23 protein-coding genes are annotated in these 26,099 nt (G+C 62.1%); 9 read left to right on the top strand and 14 right to left on the bottom strand.

The genetic code is table 11. The annotated features are described in order from the left end of the window. Positions 1–99: 99 nt before the first annotated feature. On the top strand, positions 100–990 hold the full coding sequence (locus tag AC1D11_RS10300) for an alpha/beta hydrolase (RefSeq protein WP_477646361.1): 891 nt from the start codon (positions 100–102) through the stop codon (positions 988–990). Between the two features lie 9 nt (positions 991–999). On the opposite strand, the gene AC1D11_RS10295 is transcribed toward AC1D11_RS10300, so the two are convergent. The 4 genes from AC1D11_RS10295 to AC1D11_RS10280 form a co-directional block, all read right to left on the bottom strand. Further along, the gene (locus tag AC1D11_RS10295; RefSeq protein ID WP_477646360.1) at positions 1,000–1,389 is read right to left on the bottom strand and encodes a tautomerase family protein; all 390 of its coding nucleotides are present in this window, start codon (positions 1,387–1,389) and stop codon (positions 1,000–1,002) included. Between the two features lie 73 nt (positions 1,390–1,462). Beyond that, positions 1,463–2,440 carry a GMP reductase gene (locus AC1D11_RS10290; protein WP_477646359.1) on the bottom strand — a complete coding sequence of 326 codons (978 nt, stop codon included), beginning with the start codon at positions 2,438–2,440 and terminating at the stop codon, positions 1,463–1,465. A 229-nt stretch (positions 2,441–2,669) separates the two neighbouring features. Then, complete coding sequence (locus AC1D11_RS10285; RefSeq protein ID WP_477646358.1) at positions 2,670–5,684, bottom strand: VIT domain-containing protein; 3,015 nt, start codon at positions 5,682–5,684, stop codon at positions 2,670–2,672. A 78-nt stretch (positions 5,685–5,762) separates the two neighbouring features. Further along, entirely contained in the window at positions 5,763–6,488 is a 726-nt protein-coding gene (locus tag AC1D11_RS10280) for a hypothetical protein (protein ID WP_477646357.1), read from the bottom strand. A 231-nt stretch (positions 6,489–6,719) separates the two neighbouring features. On the opposite strand from AC1D11_RS10280, the gene AC1D11_RS10275 reads away from it, so the two are divergent. From AC1D11_RS10275 to AC1D11_RS10265, 3 genes are all read left to right on the top strand, one after another. After that, on the top strand, positions 6,720–8,075 hold the full coding sequence (locus AC1D11_RS10275) for an NAD(P)/FAD-dependent oxidoreductase (RefSeq protein ID WP_477646355.1): 1,356 nt from the start codon (positions 6,720–6,722) through the stop codon (positions 8,073–8,075). A gap of 138 nt (positions 8,076–8,213) precedes the next feature. Further along, positions 8,214–10,646 carry a UvrD-helicase domain-containing protein gene (locus AC1D11_RS10270; RefSeq protein ID WP_477646354.1) on the top strand — a complete coding sequence of 811 codons (2,433 nt, stop codon included), beginning with the start codon at positions 8,214–8,216 and terminating at the stop codon, positions 10,644–10,646. Positions 10,647–10,696: 50 nt separating this feature from the next. Next, positions 10,697–11,098 carry a hypothetical protein gene (locus AC1D11_RS10265; protein WP_477646353.1) on the top strand — a complete coding sequence of 134 codons (402 nt, stop codon included), beginning with the start codon at positions 10,697–10,699 and terminating at the stop codon, positions 11,096–11,098. On the opposite strand, the gene AC1D11_RS10260 is transcribed toward AC1D11_RS10265, so the two are convergent. Then, complete coding sequence (locus AC1D11_RS10260) at positions 11,091–12,248, bottom strand: ABC transporter substrate-binding protein (protein WP_477646352.1); 1,158 nt, start codon at positions 12,246–12,248, stop codon at positions 11,091–11,093. The genes AC1D11_RS10265 and AC1D11_RS10260 overlap by 8 nt on opposite strands. 185 nt (positions 12,249–12,433) lie before the next feature. Between AC1D11_RS10260 and AC1D11_RS10255 the strand changes: the two genes are divergently transcribed. Continuing rightward, a complete protein-coding gene (locus tag AC1D11_RS10255) occupies positions 12,434–13,270 on the top strand; it encodes an IclR family transcriptional regulator (RefSeq protein ID WP_477646351.1) in 837 nt (278 codons plus the stop codon). 20 nt (positions 13,271–13,290) lie between these two features. Here the strand turns inward: AC1D11_RS10255 and AC1D11_RS10250 are convergent, their stop codons facing one another. The 4 genes from AC1D11_RS10250 to AC1D11_RS10235 form a co-directional block, all read right to left on the bottom strand. Then, complete coding sequence (locus AC1D11_RS10250) at positions 13,291–14,010, bottom strand: FecR family protein (RefSeq protein WP_477646350.1); 720 nt, start codon at positions 14,008–14,010, stop codon at positions 13,291–13,293. Then, entirely contained in the window at positions 14,007–14,849 is an 843-nt protein-coding gene (locus AC1D11_RS10245) for a BPSS1780 family membrane protein (RefSeq protein WP_477646349.1), read from the bottom strand. The genes AC1D11_RS10250 and AC1D11_RS10245 overlap by 4 nt, the downstream gene beginning before the upstream one ends. A 136-nt stretch (positions 14,850–14,985) precedes the next feature. Next, complete coding sequence (locus AC1D11_RS10240; protein WP_477651008.1) at positions 14,986–15,936, bottom strand: homoserine kinase; 951 nt, start codon at positions 15,934–15,936, stop codon at positions 14,986–14,988. Positions 15,937–15,993: 57 nt separating this feature from the next. Further along, positions 15,994–16,341, bottom strand: coding sequence for a hypothetical protein (locus AC1D11_RS10235; protein ID WP_477646347.1), 348 nt, complete (start codon positions 16,339–16,341; stop codon positions 15,994–15,996). Between the two features lie 153 nt (positions 16,342–16,494). On the opposite strand from AC1D11_RS10235, the gene polA reads away from it, so the two are divergent. Further along, on the top strand, positions 16,495–19,326 hold the full coding sequence (polA, locus tag AC1D11_RS10230) for a DNA polymerase I (RefSeq protein WP_477646346.1): 2,832 nt from the start codon (positions 16,495–16,497) through the stop codon (positions 19,324–19,326). A gap of 21 nt (positions 19,327–19,347) precedes the next feature. Continuing rightward, positions 19,348–20,373 (top strand): M28 family peptidase, encoded by a 1,026-nt coding sequence (locus AC1D11_RS10225; protein ID WP_477651007.1) that lies wholly within the window; start codon positions 19,348–19,350, stop codon positions 20,371–20,373. 3 nt (positions 20,374–20,376) lie between these two features. Here AC1D11_RS10225 and AC1D11_RS10220 read toward each other — a convergent pair whose 3' ends face one another. From AC1D11_RS10220 to AC1D11_RS10200, 5 genes are all read right to left on the bottom strand, one after another. Then, a complete protein-coding gene (locus tag AC1D11_RS10220) occupies positions 20,377–21,426 on the bottom strand; it encodes an SRPBCC family protein (RefSeq protein WP_477646344.1) in 1,050 nt (349 codons plus the stop codon). A gap of 16 nt (positions 21,427–21,442) precedes the next feature. Beyond that, positions 21,443–22,381, bottom strand: a complete 939-nt coding sequence (locus AC1D11_RS10215) for an SAM-dependent methyltransferase (RefSeq protein ID WP_477646343.1) — start codon at positions 22,379–22,381, stop codon at positions 21,443–21,445. Positions 22,382–22,431: 50 nt separating this feature from the next. Further along, positions 22,432–22,833, bottom strand: a complete 402-nt coding sequence (locus AC1D11_RS10210; RefSeq protein WP_477646342.1) for a hypothetical protein — start codon at positions 22,831–22,833, stop codon at positions 22,432–22,434. 33 nt (positions 22,834–22,866) lie between these two features. After that, positions 22,867–23,379, bottom strand: coding sequence for a thiol-disulfide oxidoreductase DCC family protein (locus AC1D11_RS10205; protein WP_477646341.1), 513 nt, complete (start codon positions 23,377–23,379; stop codon positions 22,867–22,869). Positions 23,380–23,445: 66 nt separating this feature from the next. After that, positions 23,446–24,018 carry a GbsR/MarR family transcriptional regulator gene (locus AC1D11_RS10200; RefSeq protein ID WP_457280000.1) on the bottom strand — a complete coding sequence of 191 codons (573 nt, stop codon included), beginning with the start codon at positions 24,016–24,018 and terminating at the stop codon, positions 23,446–23,448. A 97-nt stretch (positions 24,019–24,115) separates the two neighbouring features. Here AC1D11_RS10200 and AC1D11_RS10195 point away from each other — a divergent pair, with 97 nt between their 5' ends. Both AC1D11_RS10195 and AC1D11_RS10190 read left to right on the top strand, forming a co-directional pair. After that, entirely contained in the window at positions 24,116–25,024 is a 909-nt protein-coding gene (locus AC1D11_RS10195; RefSeq protein ID WP_477646340.1) for a helix-turn-helix transcriptional regulator, read from the top strand. A 164-nt stretch (positions 25,025–25,188) separates the two neighbouring features. Further along, positions 25,189–25,989: a fumarylacetoacetate hydrolase family protein gene (locus tag AC1D11_RS10190; protein WP_477646339.1), complete on the top strand. Its 801-nt coding sequence runs from the start codon at positions 25,189–25,191 to the stop codon at positions 25,987–25,989. The last annotated feature ends 110 nt before the right edge of the window (positions 25,990–26,099 follow it).

Raw genomic sequence — 26,099 nt, 5'->3', positions numbered from 1 at the left:
GCGTGAAATTTCGGGTTTACCCGTAAAGGGCTGCGGGTGGCCGGGCTGTGCCAAGATGGCACCCATTGAAGCCGCTTTGACACTTTCAGGAGAAGAACAATGACCCAGCCCGATCCCGCCTGGCTTGACCGCATGTACAACAACCGGGCTTTGGTACCAGACCATGGGCTGTACTTCGCTCGCTGGGCTGAGAGCTCGCAGGCCATTCGCAAGCGCGTGCCCTGCCAGATCGATATTCCTTATGGCAACCATGCGGGTGAAATGCTCGACGTGTTTCCGGCGGGTGATTTCGCCACCCATGGCGGCACCCACGGCCAGGCCGGTGCGCCGGTGCTGGTGTTCATTCACGGCGGGTACTGGCGGTCTCTCGACAAGGCCGACCATTCCTTTGTGGCGCCGGCTTTTACCCAGACGGGCGCCTGTGTCGTGGTGCCGAACTATGCGCTGTGCCCCGCGGTGACCATTCCCCAGATCACGATGCAGATGGTGGCGGCGCTGGCCTGGACCTGGCGCCACATTGCCCGCTACGGTGGGGACCCGTCCCGCATCACGGTGGTGGGCCATTCCGCCGGTGGGCACCTGGCCGCCATGCTGATGGCGTGTGACTGGAAGGCCTATGCCCGCGACCTGTCGGCAGACCTTTTGAAGAATGCCCTGTCGATTTCAGGCCTGTATGACCTTGAACCCATGCGCCACACGCCTTTTTTGAAGGATTCGCTGAAACTCACGCCTGAACAGGTGCTCAAGGCCAGCCCGGCCCTGCTGCCGGCGCCGGGCCGCGGTACTTTGTACAGCGTGGCAGGTGCCGACGAAAGCGCGGAGTTCCTGCGCCAGAACGTGTTGATCCAGCAAGCTTGGGGCGCCGGGGTGGTGGCGGTCTGCGAGTCCCATCTGGGGCGTAACCATTTCAGCATCCTGGAGGCGCTGACGGAGCCGTCTCACCGCCTGCACCAGCTTGCATTGCAATTGCTGGCGGGCAGCAGGCGCTAGCTAACCAGCCTAGATATCGACGTCGTACTCCAGCACCACGTCGGACGCCGGCAGGCCGCCCCGTATCGCCCAGTTTTCGCGTGACGCCTCACGCAGCAGCACTTTCACGTGGTCTGCGGGAATGCCGCACAGCCCGAGCTTTTGCACGATGGCCTGGTACAGGGCGCGTTTTGTTTCCAGGGATCGCCCGACGAAACAGTCGATCGTCACCAGCGTGTAGCGGTCGCCTTTGTCGGGCGGCGCGCGAAAGCGCTGCGGCTCATGGACAACCAGCCGGATGGAGGTTGTCCAGAGCGGCACCTTCAGCGCAGAGGTCAACGCCTCCTGGACGGCGTCCATGAGGGCGGATTCTTCTTCGCCGGAATAGGGCCGGCGTACTTCAATGGCTGCGGTGGGCAAGGGGAGTGGGTCTCTTCAGGAACAAGGCCTATTGTCGCCGGAGCCGGCCTTGCTACTATTTGTTACCAGCGGCCTACATCAGCAGGTGTTCACCCGCGTTGTCGCCGCCCAATGTCACATAGTTGACCTTGCGGATGTCCAGCAGCTTCGTGCCACCGGCGTAACTGATGGAGCTCTGGATGTCTTCTTCCATCTCGCGCAAGGTGTCGGCCAGCGTGCCCTTGACCGGCTCCAGGATGCGCTTGCCTTCGACGTGCTTGTACTCGCCCTTGTTGAAGTCTGAAGCGCTGCCGTAGTATTCCTTGAAGAGCTTGCCGTCCACCTCGACGGTCTTGCCCGGGCTTTCTTCCAGGCCTGCGAGCATGGAGCCGATCATCACCATGGTCGCGCCAAAGCGCACCGACTTGGCGATGTCGCCGTGTTCGCGAATGCCGCCGTCGGCAATGATGGGCTTGGTGGCCACGCGCGCGCACCACTTGAGCGCCGACAGCTGCCAGCCGCCGGTGCCGAAACCGGTTTTCATTTTGGTGATGCAGACCTTGCCGGGGCCGATGCCGACCTTGGTCGCGTCGGCGCCCCAGTTCTCCAGATCGATCACGGCTTCAGGCGTGCCCACGTTGCCGGCGATCACGAAGGATGCCGGCAGCTTCTGCTTCAGGTAGGCGATCATCTTCTGCACCGTGTCGGCATGGCCGTGCGCGATGTCGATAGTGATGTAGTCGGGCACCAGGCCCTCGGCGGCAAGGCGGTCCACCGTGTCGTAGTCGGGCTTCTTCACGCCCAGGGATATCGAGGCGTAGGCGCCGCGGGCCTTCATGTCCTTGACGAACTGCACGTTGTCCAGGTCGAAGCGGTGCATCACGTAGAAGTACCCATTCTTCGCCATCCAGGCGCAGATCTCCTCATTGATGACCGTCTTCATGTTGGCCGGCACCACCGGAATGCGAAAGCTGCGGCCGCCCAGCGTGGCGCTGGCGTCGCATTCCGAACGGCTTTCCACGCGGCATTTGCGCGGCAGCAGCAGGATGTTGTCGTAGTCGAAGATTTCCATGATTCCCAAGCCTTTGAAAAAACTGTTGAAGAACAGAAGGCGCTTGGACTGGACCGGCTTTGTTTGCGGGCGCTTGCAACAAAGCAAGGCAGAAACAAAAAACCGGGCGCAATTGCTTGGGCCCGGTGATTGATTCTATGCGCCTCTCAAGCGGGCGCTACCCCGCAAAACGGTATAGCCTTTATATGCATAGTGGCATCTTGATAACCCGGGCTTGAGGCGCCAGGCCTTAGCGCACTTCGATCTCGGCGACGCGCACGGTTTCCTGGCCGCGCGCCAGCCGCAAGGTCGTCCATTCATCGCGTGCCTGGGGAGTGCCGAACCCGGTGGTAACGCGCACCATCACCGTGGTGCCGGCCGACAGCACCTGCTGGCGGTGACCGTAGAACTGCGCCTCCACGCTGTACTTGCCGGCTTTGGCGGTCTTTAGCGAAAACTCCTCCGGCCCGTAGCCGCCCCTGGCATCGGGGCTCATGGCGCCGCCCTGATGGGTCAGACGGTTGGCATAGCTGGCCCTTTCGCCGTTCGGGTCGCTCACCCACATGTCGATGTCGGTGTCGTCACTGTCCCAGGCCATGACCACTCGCAAGGCCAGCGGCAGGTTGCGGCGCAGGCGCGTGTCCACACGGCTCATGTCCAGCGCCGGCTGGCCACTGGCGACGGGCTGGGTAGCAATCGCGTTGAGTTCGGCCAGCGCGATCATGTTGATGCCGGCGAAGCGGCCGTTCCAGGGCTGCGACACGACTTCCCACAAGGCGTTGACGGCGCGCTGCGGCTGGCCGCTCTCGGCCAGCGCCAGGCCCAGGTCGCGCCAGGATTGCGGCTCGTTGGGCGCCAATTCGCTGATGCGTTCAAACACCGGCACGGCCAGGTCGTTGCGGCGCGCCTGCACCAGGCGGTAGGCATAAAGGCGCAGCAACTGGCGGTTCTCCAGGTTCATTTCTGCCAGGTTGGAGAGCACGCGCAGCCCCAGCTCGGGCAGGCCGCGGTCAAAGAACACGCCGGCCGCATCCATGTAAAAAGAGCTGCTGCTGAGGTAGGCGGCGCGCTCGTCCAGGTAGACGCGGTAGAGCTCGTCCTTGCCGGCATTTTGCAGGCGCTTCATGTAAGGCGCGTCGGGCACCCAGGCCTGCAGCGCGATGGTGGAGACGGGCGCTGCCGCAACCGCCTTGGCACTGCGTTTGTCCATGGTGTCGGAGCGTGCTTCGGCCATCACGGCGGGTGCGGCTGCGGGGGCTGCAGCGGCAGGGGCAGCGGGGGCGAAGGAAGGAGCCGCTACGGGTGCGCCCTGGGCTTGCTCGCGTGAGCGCGCTGCGCCGGCCAGACTGCCCAGGCCGCCCTGGCTGATGTGCTTTTCTGCCTTGGGCTCCGCACGTTTGGGCGCTTCCTTGGGAAAGTCCCTGCCCCACCAGCGCTGCTTCTCGTCAAACTGCCCCACCATGGCCTCAATGTGCGCCTGCCGCGTCTGCGCGGCCTGTGCGAGTTGCTGCTGGCCCAGCCGCGCCACTTCATCTGCCAGCTCGGGCGGGGCAGGGAGGTTGTAGCGTGCATAGTCGGTGGCCAGCTCCAGCACGATCAGCGAGCTGTTGGGCCCCACGACACCGTGCGCCGCGGCGATGCGCTGAAGTTCCGCGCTGTGCAGGCCGGCATTTTCGGCCAGCTCTGCGCTACGCCATTGGGCCCACTGCTGGCCAGGCCAATGGCCGCTGACCGGTTTGGCGTTGACTTGCAATGCCAGTGTGCGCTTGCGGCCGTCTGGGTGCGCCAATGTGATGTCGATACGGGCGGTGCTGTCCAGCAACTCGCCTGCCACCGAGACGCGGCCCTGGTTGATGCGCGTTGTCGGCGTCACGAGTTGCCGCGCGGACAGGCTGTCCAGCTTCTCGATGCGCCAGCCGTGCATCAGCATGGCCTGCGCGCCCTCGTCGGGCGATTGCAGCGCGGCATCGACCAGCGCACCGCCCGTGCGGTCGGCCAGCCTGGCCAGCCGCGCCATGTCGGCGGAGGCTGCGCCGTTGATCACCATCACCGGTGCGGTGTGGGTGTAGCGAATGAGTTTTTTACCGTCCGTCATCAGGCCGTCGGTCACCATCAGGGTGGTGTCCACGTCGGCGGGAATGGGCAGGTCGTCAAAATTGCTGGAACCGTCGAAGGGCTCTGCGCGCAATGCGTCGGCCAGTTCACCAAAGCGGCCTGGCATGACGGTAAAGCTGCGCACAGCCTCGACCTTGTTGCGAACCACGAGCAGGCTGAGCTTGACGGGCTTGCCCAGCTTGCGGAAGTAGGCCTCCAGCACCGGCAGCACCCGGGCCTGCGCAGCGGCCGAAGCCGATGCGTCCCACACCAGTGCGATGTGGGCAGGGGCGGGCCGCTTCACCAGCTCGTCGCGCACATCGAGTTGCCCGGCAAAGAACGGCTTGCCGGCAGATTCACCGACCATGACCTGCGGCTTGCCGGTGCGGCGCAGCGCCACCTGAAGCCAGCCCGCGGGGCCCTGGGGCGCCTGCCAGTGCGTTTTTTGCAGCGCCAGTTCCGTGCCGGTGGCGCCGGCGTTCAGCGCGGTGCCGGCGGGTGCCTGCAGCAGTTCCACGTCTTGTTGAGCGGCGCCGTGGGCGCGCACTTTCACCTGCAATTGGCCCACGCTTGACGCGAACACCAGCGGTACCCTCAGTACACCCGCATCACGCTGGCGCGGCAGGGTCTCGTTGAATGTGATGAGCACGCGGCGCTCCCCCTGGGCCGGGATGGGATAAACGCGCAGCTTGTACTGGTTGCCGGCGGCGGCTTCCAGCAGGCCCGGGTCTACGCGCCGGCGGCGTATGTCTTCAAAGATCTCCTGCCCTTTGGCCTTGGGTACAGGCACTGCGTCGCGCAATTGGCCGTTGATATCCAGCGCGAAGCCGGTCACCACCTGGCCCTCCTGCAGCGGGAACTGCAGCTCGCCTTCCAGCACGCGGGGGTTGGGGTTGAAAAGGCGCAGCTCAACGCTGGTACGGGCCTGGTCGCCGAAGAGGTCGACTTCGATGGAAACGGCCCGCAGCTGGATGGGCTGGCCCGCATGGTTTACGGCGATGACCGGCGGCCGCCAGTCGGGCGGCGGCGCGAATTTTCCGTTGGGGAAAGGCTGCGGCATCGGGCTGAGTGCCAGTGCTTGCAGGCTGAAGCAGGCTGCGGCGGTGGCCTGAAGGAGGCGGGCGGCAGTCAGCCGGGTGAACCCGCGAAAGACGTGAAAGCCGTTTGGCATGAAAACCCCTTTTGTTGTTGGCGATGCACCGTGAAACGGCGCACGCAACACAAAGGGGTTAAATGGCGCGAAATATTTTCAAGGCACGCAGTGCGACTGCGCCGCGGCCACCACCAGGCCTTTTTCGTTTTCCACCCAGCCCACCACGTGCATCCGGTCCGGGTTGGCGCCCTCCGCAATGCTCATGGAGCGCGCGTCAAAGAACCGGTTTTGCTCTGTTTTTGATAGCTGCTTGCGCCCGTCCCAATTGGTCTGCAGCACATTTCGAATCAAATTCCGCTCGACCGGGGAACCCTCGGTGCCGGCCGGCAAGGTTTCGACCAGGGCAAGCCAGGCTGTCCATTGGCGGCCCTTTGCGGCTGCCGGGACGGGCTTGAGCTCGATGGAGGCGCCAAGATAACCGCTCAGCGGCAGGCCATGCGCGACACGCAGGGTGGCGCCCCTGAGGGTTTTGACGGGCGAGGTGTTGGCCAGGCTCTGTGCGGGGACGGCCTGGCGCATCGCCTCCAGCCGTTGCAATCCTTCGCTTGCGGCGACGGCGGACAGCGGGGCGTCGCTGCCCTTGTCGCCAGGAACCACCCAGTCCAGCGCAACCTGGCCGGCCGCGGCCTTCGGAGTGGCCGGGTCGGCCCAGCAGGTGTCGCAGTTGGCATTGATAAAACGCTCAAGCAGCATCACCGGCCGGCCCTGGCCGTCGCTGGAGCAGGATGACTGCGCACGCGCCATGCCGGCAAACCCGAGACCCACCGCCAAAAGGCTGGCGGCCAGCCAAGCAGGCCCTGATGGGCCCAAACCTGTAGTCATGAAAACCCCAAATACGGCTATGTTCGCAGAAGCTGCAACCGGGCGGGGATTTACGGTTTCCGGGTCGCAGTCCGGCGTATACCGTTGGGTGACGGAAGAAACTGAACCATACAATTTCAAAATAGGCAAAGTTGAACGTGCGGCGCGAGCGGTGTTACCCTGCGCGCAGTCTTTCACAATTGCAGCGGCGTGCCTGACATACCGTTGCGCGAACCCATAGCCAAGCCTGCCATGAACGAAATCCCCGCTTCTGCTTCTACACCTACCTCCACCTGTGACGTACTGATTGTGGGCGGCGGTCCGGCCGGCTCCACCATTGCGGCCTTGCTGGCCGCCCAGGGGCGCGACGTGGTACTGCTCGAAAAAGCGCACCACCCGCGGTTCCACATTGGTGAATCGCTGCTGCCGGCCAATGTGGAGCTTTTCGAGCGCCTGGGGGTGCGCGACCAGGTTGACCGCATCGGCATGCCCAAATGGGGCATTGAGTTTGTTTCACCCGAACACGCGCACTGCAGCTACATCGAATTCGCCGACGCCTGGGACAAATCGATGCCTTCGGCCTGGCAGGTGCGGCGCTCTGAACTGGACGAACTGCTGTTTCGCAACGCGGCGACGCGTGGGGCAAAAACGCTCGAGGGCTGCACCGTGCGCGATGTGGTGTTTGACGCGGAAGGCGCCACCGTGCAGGCGGAGCTGGAGGGCGGCGCCAAGCGCAGCTGGCGGGCCCGCTTTGTGGTGGATGCCTCCGGACGCGACACATTGCTGGCGAACAAGCTGCGCTCCAAAGCCAAGAGCAAGGAACACAACAGCACGGCGCTGTTCGGCCATTTCACGAATGTCGAGCGGCTGCAGGGCAAGCGCGAAGGCAACATCAGCATCTGCTGGTTCCCCCACGGCTGGTTCTGGTTCATTCCGCTGGCCGACGGCACGACCAGCGTCGGCGCGGTGTGCTGGCCGTATTACCTGAAGTCGCGCGAAAAGCCGCTGCGCGAGTTCTTCATGGACACCATCGCCCTGGCACCGGAGCTGAAACGGCGCCTTGCCAACGCCACACTGGTTGATGACGCGGTGCATGCCACCGGTAATTTTTCGTACAGCAGCACCCACGCCACCGGCGACCGCTACCTGATGCTGGGCGATGCATTCACCTTCATCGACCCGATGTTCTCGTCAGGTGTTTACCTTGCGATGCACAGCGCTTTTGACGGCGCCGAGCTGGTGGCCACTGCGCTTGACCAGCCGGCCGACCTGCCCGCCGTGCGCAAAAACTTCGAAGCCATGATGCGCAAGGGGCCCAGGGAATACTCGTGGTTCATCTACCGTGTGACCAACCCGACCATCCGGCACATGTTCATGCACCCGGCCAATCCGCTGCGCGTCAAGGAAGCCCTGCTGTCGCTGCTGGCGGGCGACATTTTCGGCAAGACGCCTTTCTGGGGCCGGCTGCGCATGTTCAAGGCGATCTATTACGGTATTTCGCTGGCGAACTTCCGCCGTACCTGGGACGGCTGGAAGCGCCACCGCATGGCCATCCGCGACGTGGGAGCGCTCAAGGGTGAGACTATCCTGAAGACGGACGCGAGCTAGAGCCCCCCCGGTCGCTCACTGCGTGTAGCCCCGAGGCCTTGCAGGCCACGGCTCCGGCTGGTGAAGAGAAATCTGCCTCCGGCGTACGGGGAGTATCCCGGCACCGTGCTGGTGCCGTTGATCTTTCTACAATGGGGGATGTTCCCAGAAGTCCCCAGCTCCCCCCTCTTGCAAAACCTCAATCCGGAGCAACTCGCAGCGGTCACGCTGCCCAATACGCATGCGCTGATCCTGGCCGGCGCCGGGTCCGGCAAGACCCGGGTGCTGACGACACGCATCGCCTGGCTGCTGCAAACCAGCCAGGTGTCGCCCGGCGGCATTCTGGCTGTCACTTTCACCAATAAAGCCGCCAAGGAAATGATGGCGCGCCTGTCGGCCATGCTGCCGGTGAACGTACGCGGCATGTGGATAGGCACCTTCCACGGTTTGTGCAACCGCTTTCTGCGCGCGCACTACAAGCTGGCCAACTTGCCGCAGAGTTTCCAGATTCTCGATACGCAGGACCAGCTCTCGGCCATCAAGCGACTGTGCAAGCAGCACAACGTTGACGACGAACGTTTTCCGCCCAAGCAGCTGATGTGGTTTATTGCCGGCAACAAGGAAGACGGCCTGCGCGCCAAAGACGTGCAGGTGCGCGACGAAGAAGGCCGCAAGAAGGTCGAAATTTATGCCCTGTATGAAGAGCAGTGCCAGCGCGAAGGCGTGGTGGATTTCGGCGAGCTCATGCTGCGCAGCTACGAACTGCTGCGTGACAACGTGCCCGTGCGTGAGCACTATCAGCGGCGTTTTCGCCACATTCTGATCGACGAGTTCCAGGACACCAACAAACTGCAGTACGCCTGGATCAAGATGCTGGCCGGGCAAGGGTCCGATGCGGCCCAGGGCGTGGACGCCATGCCAGGCGGTTCGGTGGTGGCCGTGGGCGACGACGACCAGAGTATTTACGCCTTCCGCGGCGCGCGTGTGGGCAACATGGCCGACTTTGTGCGCGAGTTCGAGGTCAAGCACCAGATCAAGCTGGAGCGCAACTACCGCAGCTTCGGCAACATTCTTGATTCAGCCAACGAACTGATCAGCCACAACAGCAAACGTCTGGGCAAGAACCTGCGCACCGAAGCGGGGCCGGGCGAACCGGTGCGTGTGTATGAATCCACCAGCGATTTTGCCGAGGCCCAGTGGTTTGTGGATGAAGTGAAGCAACTGGTGCGTGACGGCACCGAGCGCAAAGAGATCGCGCTGCTTTACCGCAGCAATGCGCAAAGCCGGGTGATGGAAACCGCGCTTTTCAATGCCGGGGTGCCTTACCGCGTCTATGGCGGCCTGCGCTTTTTCGAGCGCGCTGAAATCAAGCATGCACTGGCCTACCTGCGCCTGCTTGAGAACCCGCACGACGACACCAGCTTCATGCGTGTCGTCAATTTTCCGCCGCGCGGGATTGGCGCGCGCAGCATTGAGCAACTGCAGGATATTTCGCGCGCGGCCGGCTGTTCGCTGTACGACGGCGTGAGTGCCGTGGCGGGCAAGGCGGGCGCGAACCTCGGCGCCTTTGCCGCCAAGATCCAGGTGCTGAGCGAGCAGACCACGGGGCTGACGCTGCGGGAGATCATTGAACTGGTGCTGCAGCACAGCGGGCTGGAAGAACACTACAAAACCGAAAAAGAAGGCCAGGACCGGCTGGAGAATCTGGCCGAACTGGTCAACGCTGCCGAATCTTTCGTCAGTCAGGAAGGCTTTGGCCGCGATGCGGTGGCGCTGCCGGTCGACGAGCTGGGCGCGCGGCTCACCCAGTCCCCAGCCAGTCAGGGGCTGGATGCGTCTGCGCCGCTGGTGAACGAGCCCTTGCCTGAGGCGCTGGCGCCCGACATTGAAACCGGCGAGACGTTGTCGCCGCTGGCGGCATTCCTCACGCACGCCGCGCTGGAGTCGGGCGACAACCAGGCCCAGGCCGGACAGGATGCGGTGCAGCTCATGACTGTTCATTCGTCCAAAGGGCTGGAGTTTGACTGCGTCTTCATCACCGGCCTGGAAGACGGCATCTTTCCGCACGAGAACTCGATGAGCGACCGTGACGGTCTGGAGGAAGAACGCCGCCTGATGTATGTCGCGATCACGCGCGCGCGCAAGCGCCTCTACCTCAGCCACTCGCAAACCCGCATGCTGCATGGCCAGACGCGCTACAACCTCAAGAGCCGGTTTTTTGACGAGTTGCCCGAAGCCGCGCTCAAGTGGATCACGCCGAAGAACCCCGGTTTCGCATCGGGCATGGGTTCCGGCGGATGGTCTGGCGCTAGCAATTCAGGAGCTGGTGGCGCCCGTGGAGATTGGGCCAGCGGCGTTTTCTCTTCAAAAACTGGCGGTGCGGAGCGTTTTGCCAACCCGCCGGTGCCGCCTCAGAAGAATGCGCCTTCGCATGGGCTCAAAAGCGGCATGGAAGTGTTCCATGCCAAGTTCGGCGAAGGAAAAGTGCTGATGCTGGAGGGCAGCGGCGACGATGCGCGGGCACAGATCAACTTCACGCGGCACGGCGTGAAGTGGCTGGCCCTGAGCGTGGCCAAGCTGACGGTGGTGTAGTTGCCGGGCCGCCTGCGGCATTTTGATGAATTCAAACTGACGGGAAAAAAATGACAGAGACAAATTCCGAAACCGGAATCGAGACCGGAAAAAGTGAAGGCACTGAAAACGCTGAAGGCCCGTCAGCGATTTATGTTCCGCACCAGGAATTCCGCACCGGCCTGCCGCACGGCCGGTTCCGCGTGATCGTGAATCCGGAGCGTGCACAAAAATACGTCAAGCACCGGCTCTTTGTGGTCGGCATTTCCTTGCCCCTCCTGGGCATCGGTGTGGTGCTTTCCATGTATGGCTACCTCTGGGTGGGCCTGCCGATGGTCGTCGTCGGCGTGTTGATGCACAGGGTTATCAAGGCCCATGCGCCCAGGATATTGCTGCACCTGGCGCTCAGTGACGCCAAGACCTACGAAGAAGCGATGGAGTACGAAATACTCGAAGTGCGCCGCGCTACTTGAGCAACCTGCCGTCGCGGCCGATCACGGTCACTTCAACAAACTTCGAGCCGACACGGTTCTCCGGCGAAAAGCTTACCTTGAAACCTCCTGCGTCGTAGCTGTTCATCTTCTCCAGCTGGGTGATGATTTTCTGGCGCGTTGGATCGGCGCCGCTGCGGCGCATGGCTTCAACAAGAATCTTGGCTGCAATGAAGGACTCCATGCTGGCATAAGAAACCACCTTGTCCGGCTGGTATTTGGCCATCAGGGTCTGGAACTCGCGGGCCACCGGCGCCAGGGTGGAATAAGGGTAGGGCATGACCTGGGAAATGCCGATGCCGCGGGCGTTGTCCTCACCGGCATTTTTCAGCAGTTCCTTGAAATTCACCACCGAGATACTGAACAGGCGAGCCTTGCTGCCTTGCGCCCGCATCTTCTTGATGAAAGCGGCGGAGGCACGGTTGACTGAAACCATGATGATGGCGTCCGGATTGGCCGGGGTGATGGCCGAGACGGCTCCATCGACTTCCTCAGGCTTGGCGCGGTCGTAGCTGCCCGTGGCCACGGCTGTCATGCCCAGTTTTTTCAGCGCGCTTTCCGCCCCGGCCAGGCCGCTTTTGCCGAAGGGGTCGTCCTGGTACATCACCGCGAAGCGGCGCAGGCCAATGGTGTGCAGGTGTTCCACCATGCGGGCAGTTTCGTCGGCGTAGCTGGCGCGGATGTGGAAAATCAGGGGGTTCACCGGGTCGCGCAACTCCTGAGCACCCGTGTAGGGCGCCAGCAGGGCAATGCCCGCTTCCTCAAGCACCTTGTTCTTGTTCAGGGCCAGCACGTTGCCGGTTCCAACAAAACCGAACAGGGCCAAAGGCTTTTCCTCTGCCAGAAGCTGACGCGTCAGGGCCAGGGTCTGGTCCGGTTTGTAGCTGTCATCCTTCAGTGCGACGCGTATCTTGCGGCCATAAATGCCGCCGTTGTCGTTGACATAGGCGAAATATGCAGCGCCGCCGGCTACGTATTCGTTACCGGTTCCGGCGATGGTGCCTGTCAGCGGTGCCACCTGCCCGATCACCAGATCTTCGCGTGCCGGCGCTGCGTGCCCGGAAAGGACAACCGACAGCAGGGCGGCCAAGCTCAGGGCTTTGGCCATGAGATGAATTTTTTTGTGTTCCATCAGTCTTCCTGGTTAATTAAGATTACTTACTTGTTCTGCATTGCAGAACTGTTTGCTTGATCATTCATTCAAATTGTGAAACATTAAGATACATTTTTGATAGTGGATTTCCCTCGGGTGATGGGTGCAATGCTGTCCGGGTGCCACAATCGCTGGACTTTTTATTCCGCAATGCAGAACTGGCCATGTCTCAATCTCCTGTTCCCAACAGGTCGGCTCCCGGAACGGTCAGCCCCGTTCATGCCAAGGAGGATCGGCACTTTGTGACGGCATTGGCACGCGGCCTGGATGTGCTCAGCGCTTTTCGCTCGCGAGACCGGTCCTTGGGCAACACGGAACTGGCACGCCGTTGCGGCCTGCCCAAGTCAACGATTTCGCGGTTGACCTATACGCTGACCAAGCACGGCTACCTGGAGCATGCGCAGGACGCCAGCGGCCGCGCGGGTTATCGGCTGGGTAGTGCGGTACTGGCGCTGGGCAGCGCCATGCTGGCGCGCATGGACATGCGGCAGCTCGCCAGGCCGCTGATGCAGGATCTCGCCGACAGTTCGCAGGCCATGGTGTCGTTGGGGATACGCGATCGCCTGAGCATGATTTATGTGGAAAACTGCCGCAGCGAATCTGCGCTCACGCTCAGCCTGGACGTGGGTTCGCGCATTCCACTGGCCAGCACTGCGATGGGGCGAGCCTACCTGTGCGGCTGTTCGGATAAGGAGCGTGAGACCCTGCTTGAGCGTATTCGGGTCCAGGACGAGGAAGCGTGGCCTAAAACCCGCGAGGTGATGGCGCTGGCGCTGGCGCATTACCGCGATCACGGCTGCTGCGCCTCTTTTGGTGATTGGCAGAAGGACGTTAACGCTATTGCTGCTGCATTCCGGCCAGCGGGCAGACGCTCCGTCATGGTGGTGAGCTGCGGTGGCCCGGGGTTCAATCTTTCGCCGCATTTCCTGATGACGCAGGTGCAGCCGCAACTGGTGGCATTGGTCAGGCGGCTGCAAGACGCATCCGGCGATGCCCTGTAGGCAGCGCTGGCATGGCCAGGTCAGTAGGTCATTTTCCCGCTGCCGTCCTTGATCCCTTTCCTGCCTGCAATTTGCCAGGAGGTACGCTGATCGATCAGGCCGGCGAGGAATTCCAGTTCCTCGTCACTGTGATTGATCGCGTTGGCGGGGGTGAGACGGCGGCCGTTTTTGGGCTCCACTTCGCCCCAGAATGACTGGTGGTAACTTGACTGTGACACGGTCTTTTCGCCATTCGACTCCATGTCAACCGTACCGTAGCAGTTGCAGAAATAGCTGCGGTTCCCCTGGTCGGCGAAGACCTCGGCATAGACGCCCGTGCCGCGTATGCCGGCTGTCAGCGTGGGCAGGACAATGGAGCGGCTGTTGCCCTTGCCCCAGACGCTGACCACGGCGCCCGTGAGCAGGCGCAGAAGGCTCACGGTATTGAGCGAGTTGCCGCGCTCCACCTTCATCATGGAGTTCTCACGCACCTGGAATGCCGAGTTGCCGATGACAAACATGAGGTTGGAACCCGGGCCCGTCTGTATCTGGTCGCCAGTAAGAATGGTTTGGCCGGTCTGCAGCCGGTTGCCGTTGAGCAGGGCATCGCCCCTCAGCTCGACGATATTGCTTCGCTGCTGGGCCATGGCTGCAGGCAAACCTCCCATCGCTACCCAGGCGGCTGCTGCCTTGAGCGTGTCACGCCGTTGAAACCACAAAATTTCCTGTTCGGTACGGCCTTGCAACTGGTGCTGGGTCATGAAGAATCTCCTGGGGTAGCGGGGTCGTTGTTGGTGTTTTCCGGGTTATTGGCGCCGTCCGGCGAGTCACCGGATAGCGTGGCCACGAAGCTATCACGAAACGTGAAGTAAATCGAGGTGGAAAACATGGCTGCGATGAGCAGTACGAGTGGCGTCAACGCCGCAGTCATGAATTCAACACTGCCTGTCAGCATGGTAAGCAAACTCAGCACTGTGCTCATGCCCAGGGTTACGCCGAACCAGCCCAACAGAAACATCAGGAAAGCTCCCGCGTTACGAACGCAGGCCACAACGCTGAAAAAGAGGCTTTTGACAGGAGAAATCCCGTGCCAGTGAACCAGGGCCGGAGCGTGCCAGAAAAGCGCCAGCACGGGAAAGGAAAGCAATGCCCTCACGGACATGACTTTCATGGCGGCCAACTGGTATTCGGGGGTCATCATGGCCTCTGGTCCGGCGCCGGCCGGCAAGGGGGGCGGCGCATCCACCAGCAAAGGCACCAGCATCATGATCAGCAGGCCGGCGGCCGCATACAGCGCCCCCAGGACCAGCATGGCCCGCATGCGCTGGCGGCCGGCGCGAAAGGCGCTGACCAGCACAGTAGGCATGGGGAATTTCCCCTTAAGGGCTTCCTGGGTAGCGACCATCAGGCCCAGCGTGGCGGCCGGCACGATCATGAGCGCGAGGATCAGGCCCAGCACCGGCAGGAAAGACAGCAGCGTTCCCACCGCCATATACAGGAAAAACAGGCCCGACATGGCCAGCGGCTGCTGCATGAAAGTCTTGATGCCCAACCTGACCCAGGTCATGCCGGTGCTTGCGGGAACAATATTAAGTTTCATGGTCTTCAGCGGGAAATGGGGCCGGACGAGACCGGGATATTGCAGGAGGGCAGTTTGCCTGAAAGCAGCGACGCTTGGCGCTGGCCCTCACACAGGCCTTGACCGAAGGGCAATCAAGCCCGCGGGGTGACTTGGGCTAGAGGACGTAAGGGTGTGTGAGCCGCTCGCGCAGGACACGCTCGAAATGGCTGGGGTCGTGCGGCTTGAGCACTGCAGCTTCACGGGGCAAATGCCAGTCCCAAAGCCGCGATAGCCAAAAGCGCAGGGCTCCGGCGCGCTGCATGGCCGGCAGGAGCCTGCGCTCCTGCGGCGTCAGGCGACGCACGCTTTCGTAAGCCTTCATGAAGGCCGCCGAACGGGCTTCGTCCTGCGCACCGGTTTCCAGGTCTATGCACCAATCGTTGAGGCATACACCAATGTCGAACAGGAAGGTGTCGCAGCCGGCGAAGTAAAAATCAAAAAAACCGGTGAGCCGGCCGTCTTCGAACATCACGTTGTCGCGAAAGAGGTCGGCGTGTATGGCGCCGCGCGGCAGGCTGCCAAAAGCGGATGAAGCCGCTACATGGTTCTGGTAGGCCAGCTCGCCCAGAATAAGGCTGCGCTGCTCGGGTGTTATGTAGGGCAGCACGACCGGAACGGTCTCGTTCCACCAGGCCAGGCCCCGCAGGTTGGGCTGGCGCCGCGGGTATTCGAGGCCTGCGAGGTGCATGCGTGCCAGTGTTTCCCCGACGCCTGCGCAGTGGCTGCCTGCAGGTGCCAGCTCACTGTGGCCGCGCAGCTTGTTGACGACGGAGGCCGGTTTGTCCTTCAGGCGGTGAAGAATGTTCCCTTTGGGGTCGGCTGCCGGATCAGGCACCGGAATACCGTGCGCCGCCAGGTGCTTCATCAGGTGCAGGTAAAACGGCAACTGCTCGAATGTCAGTCGCTCGAAAAGGGTCAGCACGTACTGGCCCTGGTCGGTGTCGACAAAGTAGTTAGTGTTTTCGATGCCGCCCGCGGCACCTTTGATATTTTGAAGCTGCCCCAGATTCAGGGCGTTCAAGAACGCTGCAGCCTCGTCAAACGAGACTTCGGTATATACGGCCATGCCTGAAACTGGATCCTGGAGTTCTTGGAGTTCTTGGAGTACGTGGAGCTGCGAAAATCAGAACTTCAGCACGTTCCAGACGCGTGAGCCGTTGGTGTCGTTGTTGGTCGACGCGGGCGCGGTACCCCGGGCGCCTTCCGCGGGCTTGATTTCGTAAGCCGCACCGCCGACTTTGGGCTGGACCATGATTTGCTGCGTTTCGCCGCCCACACGAAGTTCATCGATCCGGCTGCCCGCGTCTTCAGTGCGAATGCGCTGGATCGCCTTGTCCGGCCGGCCTGCAGGCGCCGGGGCCTCCGCGGTCACGGGCGGCACTGCGTTTTGTGCAGGCGCTTGAGCCATGGCCGCAGCCAGCGGCAGCACCGCAAACGCGGCGGCAAGAAGAGGGCGGAATGCGTGGTTCATGTCTGCATTGTAGGCCGCGGGGCCCGGCCGACAAGCCCGGCATGTCGTAATAAGGGGGCTGCGGCTGTAGGCGGAAAGCTTCCCCGAAGGCCAGCGCCGGTCACTATCGGCGCCGCGGGCGGCGGCGGGCCGATATCCCCGACAATCGGCTTCATGAGTACCGACAAAAAAACACTGCTGCTGGTGGACGGCTCCAGCTACCTGTACCGCGCCTTCCATGCCATGCCCGACCTGCGTGCCAACCCGGGCGACCCGGCCAGTCCGGCGACCGGCGCCATACGCGGCATGGTCAACATGATGCAAAAGCTGCGCAAGGACGTGCGCGCTGACTTCGCTGCCTGCGTGTTCGACGCCAAAGGGCCGACCTTTCGCGATGCGCTGTACCCTGAATACAAGGCCCAGCGCTCACCCATGCCTGACGACCTGCGCAGCCAGGTCGAACCCATCCACGAGGTGGTTCGGCTGTTGGGCTGGAAGGTACTGGATGTTCCGGGCGTGGAGGCCGACGACGTGATCGGCACGCTGGCCTGCATTGCTTCAAAGCAGGGTATCGAAGTCATCATCTCCAGCGGCGACAAGGACTTGAGCCAGTTGGTCGACGAAAACATCACTGTGATCGACACCATGAACGACCGCCGGCGCGACCTGGCTGGCGTGGAGGCCGAATTCGGCGTCCCACCGCGGCTCATGGTGGATTACCAGGCCCTGGTCGGCGATGCGGTCGACAACGTGCCCGGCGTGCCCAAGGTCGGCCCCAAGACCGCCGTGAAATGGCTGCTCGAATACGGCTCGCTCGATGCACTGGTGGCCCGTGCCGGCGAAATCAAGGGCGTGGTGGGTGAGAACCTGCGCCAGTCACTCGATTGGCTGCCCAAAGGCCGGGAGCTGCTGACCATCAAGAAGGACTGCGAACTGGACGGCTACATCGCCGGCCTGCCGGCCCTGGATGCCATCACCATCGGCGGCCAGCAGACGGAAGCCCTGAAAGCCTTTTATGAAAAGTACGGCTTCAAAGGCCTGGTCAGGCAGATCGAAATTGAAAGCACGCCGCCGGAATTGATTGGCGGACCTGAAGGCAGGCATAAGCCCGCGCCGGCCGGCGGTTCAGGCGGCCGTTCGGATTCACCGGGCCTGTTTGACGAAGCGCCCCTGGTCGATACACCGCTGGCCGAACGTGCCAGCAACCTGAATTACGACACGGTGCTCACCTGGGATGCGTTCGACCGCTGGCTGGCCAAAATCGAAGCGGCTGAGCTGGTCGCGCTGGACACCGAAACCACCTCGCTCGACGAAATGCAGGCCGAAATCGTCGGCCTGAGTTTCAGCGTCACGCCCGGCGAGGCGGCCTACATTCCGCTTACGCACGACTACCCCGATGCGCCCGCGCAATTGCCGCGCGACGAAGTGCTGGCGCGCCTGAAGCCCTGGCTGGAAAACCCGGGTAAAGCCAAGCTGGGCCAGCACGTCAAATACGACCGCCACGTGTTCGCCAACCACGGCCTCGAGGTGCAGGGCTATGCGCACGACACCATGCTGCAAAGCTATGTGCTGGAAGTGACCAAGCCGCATGGCCTGGCCAGCCTGGCCGAGCGGCATGTGGGCCGCAGCGGCATCAACTACGAAGATCTGTGCGGCAAAGGCGCGCACCAGATCAAGTTCAACCAGGTCGACATCGCCAAGGCCGCTGAATATTCATGCGAGGACTCCGACCAGACGCTGGACGTGCACCGTGTGCTGTGGCCGCAAATCCAGGCCAATGAGAAGCTGCGTTTTATCTACGAACTGGAAATGCAGAGCAGCGAAACGCTGTACCGCATCGAACGCAACGGCGTGATGATCGACGCGCCCACCCTGGCCGCGCAAAGCCATGAACTCGGCCAACGCATCATCCAGCTGGAAACCGAGGCCTACGAGATCGCCGGCCAGCCCTTCAACCTGGGCAGTCCCAAGCAACTGGGCGAGATTTTCTTTGACAAGCTCGGCATGCCGGTCATCAAGAAAACCCCCAGCGGTGCACGCAGCACCGATGAAGAAGTGCTCGAAAAACTGGCGGAAGATTACCCGCTGCCCGCCAAGCTGCTCGAGCACCGCTCGCTCAGCAAACTCAAGGGCACTTACACCGACAAGCTCGCGCAACTGGCGCTGCCCCGCACCGGCCGCGTGCACACGCACTATGCTCAGGCCGTCGCGGTCACGGGGCGGCTTTCCAGCAACGACCCCAACCTGCAGAACATCCCGATACGCACGGTTGAGGGCCGGCGTGTGCGCGAGGCTTTCATAGCGCCTCCCGGCAGCGTGATCGCCAGCGCCGATTATTCGCAGATCGAGCTGCGCATCATGGCGCACATCAGCGGGGACGAGGCGCTGCTCAGTGCCTTCACCAACGGCCTGGACGTGCACCGCGCCACGGCCGCCGAAGTCTTCGGCGTGGCGCTGGAACAAGTCAGCAGTGAGCAGCGCCGCTACGCCAAGGTCATCAACTTCGGCCTGATCTACGGCATGAGCAGCTTCGGCCTGGCACGCAACCTCGGCATCGAAACCAAGGCCGCGGCGGCCTACATCGACAAGTATTTCCAGCGCTACCCGGGCGTCAAGAACTACATGGACCAGACCGTGGTGTTCGCCCAGGAGAATCACTTCGTGGAGACCGTCTTCGGCCGGCGCCTCTACCTGTCGGAAATCAACGGCGGCAATGGGCCGCGCAAGAAGGCCGCGGAAAGGCAGGCCATCAACGCGCCCATGCAGGGCACGGCGGCCGACCTGATCAAGCTCAGCATGAACAAAGTGCAGCAGGTGCTCGACGAAGAGAAGCGTGCCACCAAGATGATCATGCAGGTGCACGACGAACTGGTGTTTGAAGTGCCCGAGGCGGAAGTCGAATGGGTGCGCACTGAGATCCCTCGCCTGATGGCCGGCGTGGCGGACCTGAAAGTGCCGTTGCTGGCAGAGATTGGCGTTGGGCCCAACTGGGACAAGGCGCATTAAGCCGGCTCCATTTCCCCTGCGATGGGGCTGCGTGTGAGGCGGGGCCGGAAAATCCTCGTCGCTGGTGTCGTCCTGTCCCTGCTGATGGCCGGCGCCGCGGCAGGCTATGCCTGGTATCGGTTGACCCAGCCGTTTGTGCCGGCTGGCGAGACGCCAGCACCGGCTTCGCAAACGGTATCCGCCGCGAGGCTGAAGGAACTGGTCTACAAACTCTCCACCGATTTTCCGAACCGCACGTTCGATAACGGAACCCGGCTTGAAGGTGCTGCCGTCTATCTGGAGTCACAGCTTTCCGGACTGGGTCTTCAGGTGGAGAGCCAGCGCTTCACGGCCAGAGGCAGGCCCTACCGCAACCTGGTCGTGAAGCTGGGCCCCGATACACCTGAGGTGATGGTGGTGGGCGCGCACTATGACGTGGCTGGTGAGCAGCCCGGCGCGGACGACAATGCCAGCGGCGTGGCGGGCCTCGTTGAGCTGGCGCGCTTGCTCAAGGGGCAAACTTTCCGCCAGCGGGTGGAACTGGTGATCTACACGAATGAAGAGCCTCCTTTTTTCCGCACACCTTACATGGGCAGCGCCATTCACGCCCGGTCTCTTGCAGAGTCCGGCAAGCGAGCGTCCCTCATGTTGTCGCTCGAGTGCATCGGCTACTTCAGTGATGAGCCGGGAAGCCAGGACCATCCCGTGCGGCTTCTCAATGCGATCTACCCCACTACCGGAAATTTCATTTCACTGGTGGGCTTCTACCAGGACGGCGACATCGCGCGCCAGGTGAAGGCGGCGATGAAGTCGGCCTCCGACCTGCCGGTGTATTCCATCAACGCACCGGGGTTTGTCGTTGGCGTCGATTTTTCGGACCATCTCAATTACTGGAATGAGGGCTATGTAGGAATGATGGTCACCGACACGGCTTTCTACAGAAACAAGGCTTATCACACGCCGCAGGACACCGCAGACAGGCTGGACTATCGCCGCATGGCAAAAGTTGTCGAAGGTGTACGTGCGGTGGTCATGCAGCACGCTGTAGCGGCCAGACCGGCACGGTAGCACTCAGGACAGCGCCGCGTTCCCGGTATGTTCGCTGCGTGCCTTGTACATGTCCAGGATCACTTCTGAAAAATTGCCCAGCAGGCGTTGGGCCACCCAGTTCGCATACGCGTCGAAATCCGTGCTGATGCGATAGCTCACGCGAATGTGCAGGCGTGTACCGCCTTCTTCGGGCGTCAATGTGTAGGAGGTGTCGCGCAGATCAAAATAAGCGCCGCCCACTTTCACGTGGTCGTCCAGTGCGCCTGAGGGAAATGAATCCTCTGCGAAACGGTAGGTCCAGCGCATATGCCGCTGCGGCTCCCACTGTCGTATCACCTCGTCAAAATGAACGCCTTTGCCCCAGGTGCTTTTGCGTATGGGGCCTTCAGCCGTGTCGGTCGTGATGCCGCTGACCGGAAGCGGAACGCCTATGCGATAGGCCCAGGCATGCTGAACCTCTGCAGGCGCGATATCGCGTGCGTTGTTGATCTGCTGCCAAACTTCAGCAGAAGTTGCCTGTATGAGCACACTGCGCTCCACGCTGCCGATGCGCTCTACCTGGTTTTGTGGAAATGCCATCGCCACCAGCAGTGGCAACGCGGCGATGCTATAGACCGCTTGCCTGGGCCAATTGGTCATGCGGCAAACCAGGCCCATGACCACACCGCCGAGCATGCCGACGGCGGTGAAGAGTGGAAGGATGACGATGGCGCAAATCACCCCCTCTATCAGGATGGCCAGGCTGCCGAGCACAAACACGAAGGTTGCCAGCGCCGGTGCAAAAAGGTAATAGGAAAAGCTCCTGCGCTTGTGCCGCTCGGCCACATACACCGTGATGGCTCCTACGGCAAATGGTGCAAACCAGACAAAACCGGCCGCCATGGCCGACAGTGCACTCCCCGGTTTTCCGGAAAACGCCAGGCGCAGTACCAGCCCGCTCAGCGCTCCGGCAAGAAAAGGCGTCCAGCCTGAAAACGGCAAGCCGTCCGAAGACGCAAATCCCTCTTTCGGCGCGGGTATGCGATCGTGCGGAGCGAGATCAGCTGTCGGCTTGTTTTGTTCTGCGGTCATGGGTGTATTGACAGGTTTAGTTCGATGCCTGCTTATCTGCTGGTTTGCGCGCGGTGACCATGAAGTAGCCAAAACCCGGCAGCCACATGCCCAGCAGGAAGGCTGCGTAGGAAGCCACTATATGGCCGCGGCGCAGCGGCGACAGGCGAAAGCGTGCCCGCCAGAGTTCACGCAAGGCAAAGCGGGTGGCAAACAGAGGTATCTGCAATGCGCTGGGCGCTAGCCGCAGGCTGATGTCCTGAAACCGGATATCGGTGAAGCCCTGGCTTGCAAGCGCTGTGTGCAGCGCCTGTTTTTCGGCCAGCTCATTGACCGCCCAGTGATGGCACCACAGGCGATAGATGCGCTCCATGAACCCCGGCAGGGGCTTGTTGTTGCGCCGCAAGGCATCGGCGATCACCAGCGTGCCGCCAGGCCGCAACAGGCGTGCAGCTTCCCGTACCAGTGCCCGTTTGTCGGCTCCCGGCGCGTGGCAAGCGCTTTCCAGGGCGTAAACGCCGTCGTACGCGCCTGAACGCAAGCCCGTGTCCACATAATCTGCCAGATGAAAACGAACCTGGTTGGGTAGGGCGGCGGCCTGGTTGAGCCCGACTCCCTGGATGATTTGCCGCGCCACCAGTGTGACGGCGTCCACGGTGCTGTGCTTGCGGTTTTTCACGATCGATCTGGCCGTGGCACCGGCACCGCAGCCGAGGTCGGCAAGCCGGACGGCGCCAGTGCCCGGCAGGGCCAGCCGGTGTAGCACTTCCCTGTTCATGCGTTCCAGCATCGCTTCGCGGGCCAGGGGACTGACCTGCCAGGACCAGTAGCCGAAGTGCATGTTCATGCCGGGGCTCCAGGCACGGTAATCATCGGCCACGGCGTTGTAATAAGACCGGATGTCCGCCAGCCGTGCTTCCCGGCCCTTGTCCGTTGGCATATCGGCGCGGCGCGCAACAGGTGTTGTGGTGAGCATTGTTCTTCTCCTTCAGTGCTGCTTCGACCCGTCAATACTTTCGGCGATCTTTAGCGAGCATCAATAGCCGCAGGTACGGCCGGCGCGGCGCTGCCGGCAGCCGACACATGGGCGGCCAGCTCCTGCGCGGCTATCCACTGCCGTACCTGCGTCCAGACATTGCGCGCGATGATGGCGACGGTGACAAACACCCCGGCCATTACCAGCCAGAGCGATCGCCGCACCGCGTCAATGACGTCGTTCCTGTCATTGAATTCACCAAAGGTCAGCATCAGCAGCAGCGTGCCGGACACCGCCAGCAGGTAGGCGCAGCGTATCCAGAACTCTGCGCCGCCCTCCGCGTCGCACAACATGCGAAGCACCTTGTAGAGAATGGGCTTGAGGTAACCGATGGCAATCACGGGGCCGACCAGTGCAATCAGCAGCGAGATGAAAAACAGGTTGGGGCTCATGAGGTTTCCTTTCGTTTCTATCGGTGGGGATGGTTAACGTGCGCAGGTACCGGAATCGCAACGGGCACTGGCGGACCGTTCAGCGGCGCGGCGTACCGCACCTTCAAACAGCAGGCCCACCAGCCGGCGCGGAATGCGGTGGCGGTTGCGTGCCAGCATCGGGTAGGCCCAGTCGGCCAGTGGGGCCAGCACCGGCAGGCGCATTGCCGTACTGGCCCAGCCCAGGCCGACCGCCTCATAAGCCAGCCGGAATACATCAACACCCTTGAGAACGCGGCCGTCTGCCGTGCGGGCGTGAATCAGGTCCAGCAGGTCCTGCATGGTGGTACCAGCCGGAATGTCGGCAAAATCCGGCGCCGACACATCGCTAAAGCGCAGGTGGCCTGCGGTATTGCGCAGCATCAGATTGGTCATTTCTGCGTTGCAGAGTGGGCAGGCCGACTCGTAGAAGAGGGTCAGAGGAAAGGTCAGCGGGTCAGGATTGCCGGCCTTGAAGTCGTCGTAACGCGTGTTGCCTGCGTTGGTAAAGCCTTTAATGACAGTCATTTTCTCTCCTTTATAAATTTCAGTACAAACAGAAATTACCAGTCAAAAAAAAGCCGACCCCACCTTTCAGAAGGTGGGTGGCAACAACTCCGAAGGATCCATGAGTTTCGCGTCGCTGTCGCCCCGCACGAACTTCTGCACGCTGGCACCCATTCGCAGCACTTTTTCGAGCGTAGTGGGTGACAGCCGCAGCATCTCGTCGGCCCACAAGCCAAGGGATTCCATCAGGCGAAGCGTTTCCCGCACCCGGTCCTGGGCATCGGCGGACTCGGCCTCAAAGCCGTCTTCCTTCACCAGCTCCCGCAGCATGCGCACGGTCGGGTCAAACTCGCGCTCCTTGCGTTCGCGCACCACGGTGCGAAAGAGTTCCCAGACGTCGAGCGAGGTTTCGTAATAGTCGCGCCTGTCGCCCAGCACATGGGTCGCACGGATCAGGTTCCAGTTCAGCAGTTCCTTGAGGCTGGTGCTGACATTGGAGCGCGCTACCTCCAGCGTATCGGCGATGTCTTCGGCATGCAGCGGGCGACCGTGGAAGAAAAGCAGGGCGTGGATTTGTGAAACGGTACGGTTCACGCCCCAGGCGGTGCCCATTTCCCCCCAGTGGACAACGAATTTGCGGGCGACGGGGCTGAGTTCCATGACTCTGAATATACGCTGTCTGAAATTTCTGTCAAGACAGAAATAAAAGATTCTAAAAAGAAACAACAGCAAAGACCCAAGCCCGAGAATACGGCGCATGACAGACATCAAGACCTACGGCATGTCGGAGCGGGCCGATCACCTCGACTTCGACATCCGGTCCCAGCTGGTGCGGCCGCCGCTGGTGCGTCCCCACCGGCACGAGTATTTCCAGATCCAGATCAGCCTGCAAGGCGACACCGAACAGAATGTGGCCGGGACGGTGCGGCCTTTCCGGCGCGGCTATTTGAGTTTTATCCTGCCTTACCGCGTGCATGTGATCCCGCATCCCGAGGGTTCGCGCTACGTCATCATCAACATGTCGCAGCAGTTCCTGCGCCCCGGCCTCGATGTGGACCCGCTGGACCTGGAAGACGTGCCCTTGAGCCGCGCGCCCGAACTCGCGCCCTTCCTGTTCCAGGAATACGCAGACTTCTTTTTTTCTGAAGAAGAGTTTCCCGAGATCGAAGCGCTGCTGGAAAAACTCGCGGCGGAGAACGCGCATCGCCGCTTCGGCTCCATCGAGATGATCCGCGGCCTGATGCTGCAGCTGATAGGCATGGTCTGCCGCAAGTACGAAGCCGATCTGTTGCGTTTTTCGGCCAGCCAGGCGCAGCAGGGCAGCCGGCGCGCCAGCCTGCAGCGCGCGGTGCGTTACATCCGCGAGCACCTGGCCGGCGAAGTGACGCTGGCCGACGCGGCAGCGGCCGCTTTCCTCTCGCCCAACTACCTTGCGCATCTGCTGAAGAAAGAAACCGGCAAGACTTTCACCGACCTGGTGACCGAGCGGCGCCTGGAGTTTGCGCAGGAGCAGCTGGCGCACAGCAGCCAGCGCATCGCCAGCATCGCCCATGCCTCGGGCTTTGCTGACGAGGCCTATTTCGCACGGCGCTTCCGCCAGCGTTTCGGCCAGACCCCCAAGGCTTACCGTGACAGCGTGCGAGCCAAGATTTCCGGCGCGGCCTGAGACGTGGTGCGGCGCAACAGCACTGGCGTAACCCCGCTGCATTGAATCGTCCGGTAAATGCGTAATTGCGTCCTCCTGCGCGCGGCCTGTGAACCCTAAGCTCGATAGCTGGAGAAAAAACACTGACAACAAGCTCCAGCTTTCATCAATCCCAGGAGACACACATGACACGACCAGACATGAGCAAACGCGGAATTCTGCAAACAGGCGCCCTGATGGCGACAGGCGCCGTCGTCGGTTGCGCCACGCCGGGCACGGCGGCCAATGCGCCGGCCACGCCTTTCACGGTGGCCGAGACCTACATCCCCATTGCCGGCAGCGCCGAGATGTTTCCGGTGCGTCGCATTTACTGCATAGGGCGCAATTACGCGGCGCACGCGATCGAGATGGGCTCCGACCCGAGCCGCGAGCCGCCATTCTTTTTCCAGAAGCCGACGGATGCGATCCAGGTGGTGCCGCCGGGCAAGGTTGCCGACCACCCGTACCCCACACTGACCAAAAACTACCACTATGAAGTCGAACTCGTGGCGGCGCTGGCCAAGGGCGGGCGCAACATCCCGATGGACAAGGCGCTGGACCTGGTCTACGGCTACGCGTTGGGCCTGGACATGACGCGTCGCGACCTGCAGCGCGGCATGGGCGACCAGAAAAAGCCCTGGGAAATCGGCAAGAGCTTTGACATGTCTGCTCCCATCGGTCCCATCCACAAGGTTGCGCAGACCGGCCACTACACCAAAGGCGCGATCTGGCTCAAGGTCAACGGCCAAGTCAAGCAGCAGGCCACGCTGAACCACATGATCTGGTCGGTGGCCGAGCAGATCTCCAAACTGTCCGAGGCGTTTGAGCTCTTTCCCGGCGACATCATTTACTCGGGCACGCCTGAAAACGTCGGCCCGGTGGTCAAGGGTGATGTCATCGAATGCCATATCGACGGTCTGCCGGAGCTCAGCGTCAAGATTGTTTAAGGGAAGACAGCTGACGGGGAGGGGCGGGGCAAGGGAAAACACCCGTGTCATCGCCCCGCGGTGGCAAGAACTTTCGGGGCCGCATAGACTCCGACAGCTTGCCTTCTTTC

The organism is Polaromonas sp. P1_E11, assembly GCF_056405995.1.
This window is presented reverse-complemented; position numbering and strand designations above follow the sequence as displayed.